The 11,511-nt window shown below is 41.7% G+C and carries 7 protein-coding genes; all 7 read left to right on the top strand.

From position 1 onward, the window contains the following. Nucleotides 1–868 precede the first annotated feature (868 nt). The 7 genes from H8796_RS12255 (at nt 869) to H8796_RS12225 (ending at nt 11,497) form a co-directional block, all read left to right on the top strand. A complete protein-coding gene (locus H8796_RS12255; RefSeq protein ID WP_117937252.1) occupies nt 869–1,348 on the top strand; it encodes a hypothetical protein in 480 nt (159 codons plus the stop codon). Between the two features lie 132 nt (nt 1,349–1,480). Further along, nucleotides 1,481–3,670 (top strand): glutamine synthetase III, encoded by a 2,190-nt coding sequence (locus H8796_RS12250; RefSeq protein WP_004301833.1) that lies wholly within the window; start codon nt 1,481–1,483, stop codon nt 3,668–3,670. 116 nt (nt 3,671–3,786) lie between these two features. Beyond that, nucleotides 3,787–4,488, top strand: a complete 702-nt coding sequence (locus H8796_RS12245) for a Crp/Fnr family transcriptional regulator (protein WP_004301832.1) — start codon at nt 3,787–3,789, stop codon at nt 4,486–4,488. A gap of 34 nt (nt 4,489–4,522) precedes the next feature. Beyond that, nucleotides 4,523–5,077, top strand: coding sequence for an RNA polymerase sigma-70 factor (locus H8796_RS12240; protein ID WP_009000549.1), 555 nt, complete (start codon nt 4,523–4,525; stop codon nt 5,075–5,077). A gap of 67 nt (nt 5,078–5,144) precedes the next feature. Beyond that, nucleotides 5,145–6,305: a FecR family protein gene (locus H8796_RS12235; RefSeq protein WP_117610892.1), complete on the top strand. Its 1,161-nt coding sequence runs from the start codon at nt 5,145–5,147 to the stop codon at nt 6,303–6,305. A 25-nt stretch (nt 6,306–6,330) separates the two neighbouring features. Then, entirely contained in the window at nt 6,331–9,909 is a 3,579-nt protein-coding gene (locus tag H8796_RS12230) for a SusC/RagA family TonB-linked outer membrane protein (RefSeq protein WP_117610891.1), read from the top strand. Between the two features lie 19 nt (nt 9,910–9,928). Then, the gene (locus tag H8796_RS12225; protein ID WP_117610890.1) at nt 9,929–11,497 is read left to right on the top strand and encodes a RagB/SusD family nutrient uptake outer membrane protein; all 1,569 of its coding nucleotides are present in this window, start codon (nt 9,929–9,931) and stop codon (nt 11,495–11,497) included. Nucleotides 11,498–11,511 lie beyond the last annotated feature (14 nt).

Here is an 11,511-nt window from a genome sequence, read left to right as displayed (position 1 = left end):
GGTGATAGGTCGTTTCTAACCTGTCACCTCATCTATCACCTATCACCGCCCAACATTAAATAAAGCCTGCATAAAAACAGAAGCCTTGTGGAAACAAAAGTCCACAAGAGATTACTCCAGTTTCAAGCCTTGAAACTGGAGTTTCACACGCTTGAAACTTTAGTTCCAATTACTTGAAACCATTAGTTTCTTACCGATGAAACTAGAGTTTCTCCTAGCTGAAACTTTAGTTTCAAAGGCTTGAAACAAAGTGTTTCACGGCATGAAACACTTTATATCATCATAGGTTTCCTTTTTTACAAAACGCAGGAAGTTTATAAAGTGACGCGGATAGAGACTAGAAAAGCATAAATATACAGTATCACCAAGGTGATAGGTGACAGATGTGGTGACAGGTTAGAAACAACCTATCACCATTCTGCAAGCACGATGAATAAAGAGTTTCAGAAAGGTGGTGATAGGTTGAAAGAGGAATTAATAAAACTTGTATGGAAGAAGTTATAATATGAAGGGGATTTCAACAATAATGGAAAAAATACAAAGTTCCAATATCTGTAAATATAAGAGCCCCCTGAAAACATATTAATGACTAAATCAACCCTTCTATCTTTTTATTTCTCCTTTTATTCTTGACAAAGAAGAAAATTGTCGTATCTTTGTGATACTCTTCATATCAACCAGGCAGGGAACCTGCCTCGTTTCGTGGCAGGCATTTTTATGCCTGTCCTGATGCTTCATATGGCGGTTTCGTACCCCCGTGTGGAGTGTTAATGCACCCACTGCCTGGTTGGTGAAGAGTAACGGGAAAGGCGGAACCGCTCTTATTTCATAGAAAATCTTCGCCTACCACCTTATTCATAATTATATTATGGAAACAAAACAAGTTACCGTTCAACCAGCGGTGGGAGGCATGATAAAGGCTTCCAAAGATTCATTCGTTATTCCTAAAGAGGAATTAAAGGATTTCTACCTTAAATTCGCTTTCCTCCTGAACCCGGATTCCTGCTCCATAAACCGCACCGAATTCGAACTTTTAAACATTCTGCTGAAAAACCTAAAAAAAATCTTGGCAGCATTGACTCACCTCAACACGCATCCTTGGGACGAAGGCATTGCAGAAATCCAAATTTCATGCGGTGCTTACTCCATACAAGACAACTTGAGCAAAAAAGAACGTATGCAGATGAACACCTCTACGGGTAAACATCTACAATTTCTCACCCAAATGGCTGTGAACAGCCCGGTGTTCAAACTGTTATTCAAGAACTATCACAACCATTATATCCAAGTGGAAAGTTTGGTTAAACAGATGGCTAAAGAAATCGACCAACAGAAACAATCAGAATAGAAATTTAAGAATCAATAGAGGGGGTACTTTTAGAAAAACACATTATTTTTCAAAATACCCCCTTCAAAATAGGGGTACTTTCAGAAAAAACATATAATTTTGCGCCATCAACCGATAAAAAATAGACCATTTATGTCAAAAATGCGTTTTTTTGCCTTACAAGAGCTTTCCAACCGGAAACCTCTGGAAGTTATTGCCCCTTCCAACAAACTCTCTGATTATTATGGTAGCCACGTGTTCGACCGCAAGAAGATGCAAGAGTATCTTCCCAAAGAAGCATACAAAGCTGTAACCGACGCTATCGAAAAAGGTACGCCTATCAGCCGTGAAATAGCAGATTTAATTGCTAACGGTATGAAAAGTTGGGCTAAGTCACTCAACGTCACTCACTACACACACTGGTTCCAGCCTCTGACAGACGGAACAGCCGAAAAGCATGACGGCTTTATCGAATTCGGCGAAGATGGCGGAGTGATTGAACGCTTCTCCGGAAAACTACTGATCCAGCAAGAGCCGGATGCTTCTTCTTTCCCTAACGGCGGTATCCGCAACACTTTCGAAGCACGAGGATATACAGCATGGGATGTTTCTTCACCGGCATTCGTTGTAGATACCACTCTTTGTATCCCCACTATCTTCATTTCTTATACAGGTGAAGCGTTGGATTACAAAACTCCATTGTTGAAAGCACTTGCCGCTGTAGATAAAGCAGCAACGGAAGTCTGCCAGCTATTCGACAAGAACATCACACGCGTATATACCAATTTAGGATGGGAACAGGAATATTTCCTTGTAGACTCTTCCTTATATAATGCACGCCCCGACCTCTGCCTGACAGGACGGACACTGATGGGACACTCTTCTGCCAAAGACCAACAGTTGGAAGACCATTATTTCGGCTCTATCCCTCCACGTGTCACTGCATTTATGAAAGAACTCGAAATCGAGTGTCACAAACTCGGTATTCCTGCCAAAACACGCCATAACGAAGTAGCTCCCAACCAATTTGAGTTGGCCCCTATCTTCGAAAACTGCAACCTTGCCAACGACCACAACCAGCTCGTCATGGATTTGATGAAGCGTATCGCCAGAAAGCATCATTTTAATGTACTCCTGCACGAAAAGCCATATAGCGGAGTAAACGGTTCGGGCAAGCACAACAACTGGTCGCTCTGTACAGACACTGGCATCAATCTGTTCGCTCCCGGAAAGAATCCGAAAGGAAATATGCTATTCCTCACTTTCCTGGTAAACGCCTTAATGATGGTTTATAAAAACCAGGATTTATTGCGTGCCTCCATCATGAGCGCCAGCAACAGCTACCGCTTGGGAGCCAATGAAGCTCCTCCCGCCATCCTCTCTTGCTTCCTGGGTTCACAACTCTCGTCTACTCTCGACGAAATTGTCCGCCAGGTAGGAAATGAGAAAATGACACCGGAAGAAAAAACCACACTGAAGTTAGGCATCGGACGTATCCCCGAAATTTTACTGGATACCACCGACCGCAACCGTACTTCTCCTTTTGCGTTCACCGGAAACCGTTTCGAATTCCGTGCCGCAGGTTCTTCTTCCAACTGTGCCGCCTCCATGATTGCAATCAATGCGGCCATGGCAAACCAGCTGAACGAATTCCGGGCATCGGTAGAAAAGCTGATGGAAGAAGGAGTTGGCAAAGACGAAGCTATCTTCCGCCTGCTGAAAGAAACAATTATCGCCTCCGAACCGATTCGTTTCGAAGGGGACGGTTATTCCGAAGAATGGAAACAAGAAGCTGCACGCCGCGGACTGACTAACATCTGCCACGTACCGGAAGCTCTGATGCACTATATTGACAACCAATCCAAATCGGTGCTTATCGGCGAACGTATCTTCAACGAAACTGAATTGAACAGCCGCTTGGAAGTGGAACTGGAGAAATACACCATGAAGGTGCAAATCGAAGGCCGTGTATTGGGCGACCTCGCCATCAACCACATCGTACCGACTGCGGTTGCCTATCAGAACCGTTTGCTCGAAAATCTTCGCGGACTGAAAGAAATATTCCCGGCTGAAGAATACGAAGTATTGAGTGCCGACCGTAAAGAATTGATTCGTGAGATTTCACACCGGGTCACTTCTATCAAAGTACTCGTGCGCGACATGACCGAAGCGAGAAAAGTAGCCAACCACATGGAAAACTACAAAGAAAGGGCATTTGCATACGAAGAAAAAGTACGCCCATATCTTGACCAAATCCGCGACCACATCGACCACCTGGAGATGGAAGTGGATGACGAAATATGGCCGTTGCCTAAATATAGAGAACTGTTGTTTACCAAATAAAATGTCTGCAAGATTGCACGAAAGCTCCCACTTTTGTGCAATCTTTTTATAGATTCGTTCATTTTCTCATTTTTTCTTTTTACTTTTGTGCTGTATAACACAGTTTTGTAGCACTCATGGTAAAAATGAATATGTCAGACATCGATATTTCGGAACCGTTATCCGATATGTTAGCTCCTCTAAACAATGAGCAAAAGGAGTTTCTGATGAATAATTATACGATACAAACCTACAAAAAGAATGAAACCATCTACTGTGAAGGAGAAACGCCACATCATCTGATGTGTCTCATCAGTGGAAAAGTGAAAATCTTCAAAGATGGTGTGGGGGGTAGAAGTCAAATTATCCGCATGATTAAACCACGCGAATACTTTGCATATCGTGCTTATTTTGCCAAACAAGATTTTGTAACTGCCGCAGCAGCTTTCGAACCTTCCGTTGTTTGCCTGATTCCTATGAGTGCCATCACTACGCTAGTTGCCCAAAACAATGACTTGGCCATGTTCTTTATCCGCCAGCTTTCCATCGACTTGGGTATCTCTGACGAACGTACCGTTAATCTGACACAAAAACATATTCGCGGACGCTTGGCCGAATCACTTATCTTCCTGAAAGAAAGTTATGGACTGGAAGAAGACGGTTCTACGTTGAGCATTTATCTTTCACGTGAAGATCTGGCAAATCTTTCCAATATGACTACTTCGAACGCTATCCGTACCTTGTCGCAATTCGCTACGGAAAGACTGATTACTATCGACGGAAGAAAGATCAAAATCATCGAAGAAGAAAAGCTGAAGAAAATAAGTAAGATTGGGTAAGAGAGTTTCTGCACCAATCGCTCCACCCTAAATAGTGAACATACATATAGAAAATATAATTGCAGACATAAAACGTGGCAACAAACAGGCTTTCAAAAAGCTATTTGATGACTACTACCCTATTCTTTGTGTTTTCTCATCTCACTATATCGAGGACAAAGAGGTCTGCAAAGACATCGTACAAGATGCATTGTTAGTTTATTGGGAGCGAAAAGAAGATTTTGATGACATTCTGAAAGTAAAGAGCTTCCTTTATACCGTCACCCGAAATAAATGCCTGAATCATCTCAAACATGAGCAGTTGGATATTCCTGATTTTGCAGAGCAGGAAGAGTTTGACAGCGGCTTCGAAGCTGCAATTATCGAGCAGGAAACTTTCCGCATAGTGCGCAAAGCGGTAGAAGAATTGCCTACCCAGATGCGAAATATCATTTTATACTCCATGAAAGGGTTAAAAAACCATGAGATTGCTGACAAATTGCAAATTGCAGAGGGTACTGTCCATACGTTAAAGAAATTCGCCTATCGCAAACTTCGCGAAAGCCTCAAAGGCATAAATTACGCCTTATTACTATTTTTATGTAAATAAAGTAACTTTTTGATTACCCCGTTTTTTCGATTGGATTGTTTTACTTATATAACAAATCGAAAAAACGATGAATTCATTCAAAGAAAAATTTAAAATTGCAAAAATCTTAGCTTCCTTATTTACTCATTCGTCTACCCCCGAAGAGGAAAAGAACTATCGTGCATGGTTGGATGAAAACCCGGAACATCAAAAGATAGCCGACCGGATATTAAATAAGGAAACGTATGAAGAAAACAGCCGGTTAATAAAAAGTTTCTCTTCACAAAAAGCGTGGGAGAAAGTCTATCCGTTATTAGGAGGCAATCAATCGGGTACTGTTTTTTCGTGGAAAAAGAGTCTGAAATATGCAGCTCTCATCATCTTGTTATTAGTACCTGCTTCTTACTTTATCTATCATTGGATATCCGAAGAAACGATTAGCGACATCACGCCGGGAACCCTTGGCGGGGAACTGATCTTGAGTGACGGCAAATCTTTCAATCTTTCCGATAATAATCTTCCGGAGAATGCGGTCAGAGCATTTGTGATCGATTCTAAAGGGATCAACTATCAGATTCCCACCAACAAACCGCAAGTGAAAGAAATCCAAAACACACTACGCACATTGCAGGGGATGGAATGTCTTATCACGCTTTCCGACGGCACAAGGGTACATCTCAATGCGGAAACCCGGCTGACTTATCCGGTTTGTTTCAGTAGTAAAGAACGTATTGTGCAAATTGAAGGGGAGGCTTATTTTGATGTTGCCCCGGACAAGGAGCATCCGTTCATCGTAAAAACATCGCATACATCTATCCGGGTGACGGGAACGTCGTTCAACGTAAGAGCCTACGCTGATGAAGATACGGAAAGTACAACCTTAATCAGTGGAACAGTAAGAATCAACAGTGGAAATGAAGCATTCGAATTAGTTCCCAACCAGCACTATACATATAATAAAAATACCGGTACAAATACCGTCGCCAACGTAAACACTGATTTGTACACATCTTGGGAATCCGGATCATTTATCTTTTTAAATGTCCCTCTTGAGAATGTGATGTCATACCTGTCCAAATGGTATGGATTCCAATATTCTTTTGAAGACGAAGCAGCCAAACAGGTGCGTATCGGAGCTTACCTTAACCGCTACGCCAATATGAACCCGATTATCGACATGATTACAGAGTTAAATCTGGTCAATATCAAACAACGGGAGGGCATCCTGCACATTTCCTACAAACAGTAATAATACATAATATAACTAACGCATTATGAAAAAACGAGTAAAATCCCTGCCATGGGCGATATCTTATGCAAGCAGAAACTTTGTGAAGTTCTGCCTTTTATGGATATTCTCCCTTTCTTCACTCATGATTCAAGCACAGGACAATCAGAGAATCTCCATCGACTTGAGAGGAGAAACGCTGGAAGCAGCACTCTGGTATCTGCAGAACCGTACAAAATTTGTCTTTATGTATGGAACGGAAGACATTGCTAATGTGACCGATATCACCATCAAGGCAAAAGATAAAACAATTACTGAAATTCTGGATGAATGTCTGGAAGGTACTAACCTGACTTACGAAATATCCGGTAGTGCAATTGTTATAAAGAAAAAGCAAAGCCAGAAAGTTACAATCAGTGGTTGGATTCGAGATGCCAGTGGCGAAGCATTACCCGGTGCCACTGTTACGATCCGAGGCTCTAAACATGGAGCCATCGCCGGATTGGACGGACATTATACTTTTAATATTCCGGCACAAGAGGGGCTGATTCTTACGTTCTCTTTTATCGGAATGGAAAAGAAAACGTTGAAATATACAGGTAAGAAAACAATCAACGTCACTCTGACCAGTTCCAGTACGGAAATTGACGAAGTGGTGGTAACCGGATACCAGAATATTCAACGTCGTGACCTCGTTGGTTCCATCACTACGATAAAAGCGAAAGACATTATAATGCCTTCCTACACTACTATCGACCAAATGTTACAAGGACGTGTAGCAGGTATGGTGGTTACTAACTCAAGCAGTCGGGTAGGTACTGCGCCTAAGATCCAGATTCGAGGTACCAGTACGCTACAAGGAAATCGTGATCCATTATGGGTAGTAGACGGTATTATTCAGGAAGATTTCCAAGTAACACTAGATAGCGGCGAACTGATGACTAAAAGTTTAAAGGATATCATCGGCAACCAGATTTCATGGCTAAACCCCGCTGACATCGAAAACATCACAATCTTGAAAGATGCTTCCGCCACTGCTATCTATGGTTCAAAAGCATCTAACGGTGTAATCGAAATCACAACCAAAAAGAATACCACTGACAGATTGACTGTAAACTATTCCGCCAACTTCAACATCGGACAACGCCCTAATTATGGAATGTTCAACTTTATGAACTCTCAAGAACGCATCCGTTTCTCACAAGAAGCGTTCGATGCAGGGATCACTTACGCAACAATGCCTTATAAGGATCCTAACACCTATGAAGGTATATTACGAATGTTACAGGAACATGACATTTCAGATATCGAATACCGAAAACTTTACAACGATATGGAAACCCGCAATACTGACTGGTTCAAACGCCTGACACGCCGTTCGTTCAGCCATAGTCACAACGTTAGTGTTTCCGGTGGAACGAACAAGTTCAGTTATTCGGCATCTATGGGATATAACAACAGCGAAGGTCAGGAAATAGGTAACGATAACGAACGTATGACAGGCCGCATCGCTCTGATGTTACGTCCGATAGAAAAACTGACTATCAGCATGACTTTAAACGGTAGCGTTTCTACTACTAACGGTTTTTTCGATGATATCAATCCAATGGGTTATGCAACTAATACAAACCGTATCATTGACCCGGATGCTTATTATATGCAAGAAAACGGATACTATTATAAAACAGGAAATAAAGAAACCCTTTCATACAATTTCATCAATGAACGGGATAACAGCGGCTCAAAAGCACGCTCCAACTTCATGTCTGCTTCCTTGGATGTCAACTGGCATGTCCTTGACTGGTTAACTTATCAATTTACAGGCGGTTATTCGACTAATAACAGTACAAATGAAAGCTGGGCTACCGAACGCACGTACTACATTGCCAACCTGTATCGTGGTTATGATTTTAATTCTGTTACTCCCACCAGTGCCGATTTTAAAGCTGCACAGCTTCCATTCGGAGGTAGATTGTACACAAATGACAACAACCAGTATTCTTACAATATCCAGAACAAGCTACAATTCAGCAAAGCATTCAATCCTGATAACCGATTGAATGCGCTATTGGGTATGGAACTTCGCTCGTCTACAGCTAAAGGAACAGCCAATACAGTTTGGGGATATGTACCGGACAGAGGCGAACGTATTGTAGCACCTACCATACCAAGCCAAGTAGTATCACCGGGCGGAAGTCCAACAGGCTGGGGAATATTAAAAGAACTTTATGACAGAGGTTGGAAAAGAACAAACAATACCAACAACTTCCTTTCGTTCTTCGCTACTTTTGCATACTCATTCAAGAATCGCTATGTAGTCAATGCCAATGTACGAAATGACGCTTCCAACGTTTTCGGACAGGATATCAATCACCGTATCGACCCGACTTATTCATTCGGTTTTTCCTGGAGAGCATCGGAAGAAGCTTTCTTCCAAAAGTATCTGAAATGGATCACAACACTCAATTTCAGAGGAACATTTGGTATTCAGGGAAACGCTTTGACACGTGAAAGTCCTGAACTAATCTTAAGTCAGAACGGAGTACAAGCAGGATATAATCGATATTACTCCACTATCAGCCAGATCCCCAATCCGTATCTCTCCTGGGAACGTACCAAAAACTGGAATTTCGGTGTAGACCTGGAACTGTTTCATATGTTTTATATGAATCTGGAATACTACACCCGACGTTCCAATGCGGTAATCACCGTAGATTTACCATTCGAATATGGAATTAACGACATGAAACGTAACGGCGGAATTATTTACAATCGGGGAATTGAATACACGTTATCATTCACACCTGTTCAGAAACGTGATTTCAGCCTGAATATTAACCTGAATGCCTCTAAAAACTGGAACAAAGGCGGAGAAACCACGATTGACAGAACCACGGGGATGTACTTGACCGGAAGCAACACCCAGATATTAAAAGAAGGATATCCGTTGAGCGGATTCTGGTCATATTCCTTTGCCGGTCTTGATGGAAGTAACGGCAAACCGATGTTCAACTATGTTGAGGTCCCGGAAGAAGAAAAAAGTAAAGGCATCGACCCGACCACTTACCTTGTATATTCCGGAGAAAAAGAGCCGTATTTCACCGGAGGTCTCGGTTTGAGTTTCCGCTACAAATCTTTGTCACTAAATACCAGCTTCTCCCTTTTGTTAGGTAGCAAAAAGCGTTTGACGTCACCTTACAATGATTTCCGAGGAGAACATAATATGATGCCCGATCCAACCAAGAATATAAACCGCGATTTATTGAATCGCTGGCAAAAGACAGGAGACGAAGCTTACACAAATATCCCCGGGTTGCCGATATGGCCATTAGGGATCGCTTGGACTTTGCCTAACACGGAGACCGCAGAATCACCCATTTATATGTGGGAAAAATCAGATGCTATGGTAGTCAGCGCTTCATTCCTGCGTTGCCGTAACATTGGATTATCCTGGCAGATGAAAAAAGAATGGTGTGACAAGATACATGCTAAAAATCTGTCTATTAACTTTAATATGGACAATGTATTTGTAATAGCCAGCAAACGTTTCAATGGTTTTGATCCGGAATTAGAAAACAGTATCATGCCACGTTCTTTCTCATTGGGACTTAATATAGGATTTTAAACAATAAACAAAGAGAGATATGAAACTTAAATATTTAATTTATACAATAACACTGACCGGCCTCACCGCTTGCGGAGATTTCTTAGAGCCAAAGTCACAGAGCCAATATATACCTAAAGACGCTAATGCATTACAAGAGATGCTTATCGGAGAAGCCTATCCCCAACAAAAGGATACCAAATTTCTCAACTATCAGGAAATACTCGCAGATGATGTCGAGCAGAATCAGGTGGAAGGTTACGAGTTCCCAGAAAACGACAAAGCAGATATGGAAATATTTGAGATACTGTATAGCTGGCAACCCAATATGTTCGAAATACGAGAAAAATTGGGACAACAAACAACCAATACTTGGGAGAACCTTTATGAATATATTTTAGGAGCTAATGCCACACTTGACTATATTGACGAAGTATCCGGTACAGAAATAGAAAAGAATTACATTAAGGCACAATCCTATGCCCTACGGGCTTTTTATTATTATATGTTAGTCAATCAGTACGGACTTCCCTATAATTATAACAAAGAATCATTGGGAGTTCCTCTCAAGCTGGACAGTAAAATGAGAGATGATGACAATATACTGATAAGACGGAACACAGTAGAAGAAGTATACCGACAGATTGTTACCGACCTAAACGAAGCAGAGCGTTTATTCCTAACTCTCTCCGCCACACAACAATATGAACCGAACTACCTTGTCAGTCTACCTATGGTACAATTATTAAAATCACGTGTAGCTCTATATATGGAAAATTGGGAAGAAGCTAAAACGTATGCGGAGAAAGTTATCAAAGATTGGAACTTCTCACTACGCGATCTGAATACAATTCCTGCACCGGAAGCAGGTATAAAAGAACCTTATTACACATTCAATACATATGATTCGCCGGAAGTCATCTGGAGTTATGGAACTATCCGAGACTTGACAGGTGAATACGAAGGTTATATCGATAAGAAAGATGAAAACAGCGATGAAGAAAAGACCAGAAGAATGTTCAAAGCAGCAGACGGATTAATCAATAGTTTCTCGGAAGGCGACTTACGCAAAGACCGTTATATTACTAGGGAAATGCTATATAACGAGGCAGTTCCGGAGAACAGCACATTTTATGATACTTATCTCCCCTATGGCAAATATAAGACACTACGTTCCGTCCCCACTTCCGGAAGCAGTGATTATTTTGCACTCTCCTTCCGAATAGCAGAAGCTTATCTAAACTATGCAGAAGCCGCTGCCATGAGCCAAGACGAAGGAGATGCCATCACCGCTATGAATACATTGCTGGAAAAACGATATGATAGAGGAAACGCACCGTCTTTTTCCGGATTGAGTGGAGATGCTTTGATCACCCAAATACGTGAAGAACGCAGAAAAGAACTTTGCTACGAAGGACAACGCTGGTTCGACTTACGTCGATATGGTATGCCTTCCATACAGCACAAATGGGAAGGCAAAGTTTATACACTAACAAAAAACGATCCTTCATACGTATTACCTATCCCAACAGAAGTGTTGCAAAGAAACTTATTATTGGAACAAAATCCGTTCGGACCGGAACGGACTGGGGTTCCCGTTACAAACTAACTATAAATATAAGA

It is taken from the genome of Bacteroides sp. M10 (genome assembly GCF_014334015.1).
In the GTDB taxonomy this organism is placed as follows: Bacteria; Bacteroidota; Bacteroidia; order Bacteroidales; family Bacteroidaceae; genus Bacteroides; species Bacteroides intestinigallinarum.
The sequence above is the reverse complement of the archived record's forward strand: the minus strand, read 5'-3'. Positions and strand labels throughout refer to the sequence as shown.

Coding starts and splice junctions, on each gene's coding strand:
- H8796_RS12255 (WP_117937252.1), top strand. CDS start 869: ATGGAAACAAAACAAGTTACCGTTCAACCAGCGGTGGGAGGCATGATA.
- H8796_RS12250 (WP_004301833.1), top strand. CDS start 1,481: ATGTCAAAAATGCGTTTTTTTGCCTTACAAGAGCTTTCCAACCGGAAA.
- H8796_RS12245 (WP_004301832.1), top strand. CDS start 3,787: ATGGTAAAAATGAATATGTCAGACATCGATATTTCGGAACCGTTATCC.
- H8796_RS12235 (WP_117610892.1), top strand. CDS start 5,145: ATGAATTCATTCAAAGAAAAATTTAAAATTGCAAAAATCTTAGCTTCC.
- H8796_RS12230 (WP_117610891.1), top strand. CDS start 6,331: ATGAAAAAACGAGTAAAATCCCTGCCATGGGCGATATCTTATGCAAGC.
- H8796_RS12225 (WP_117610890.1), top strand. CDS start 9,929: ATGAAACTTAAATATTTAATTTATACAATAACACTGACCGGCCTCACC.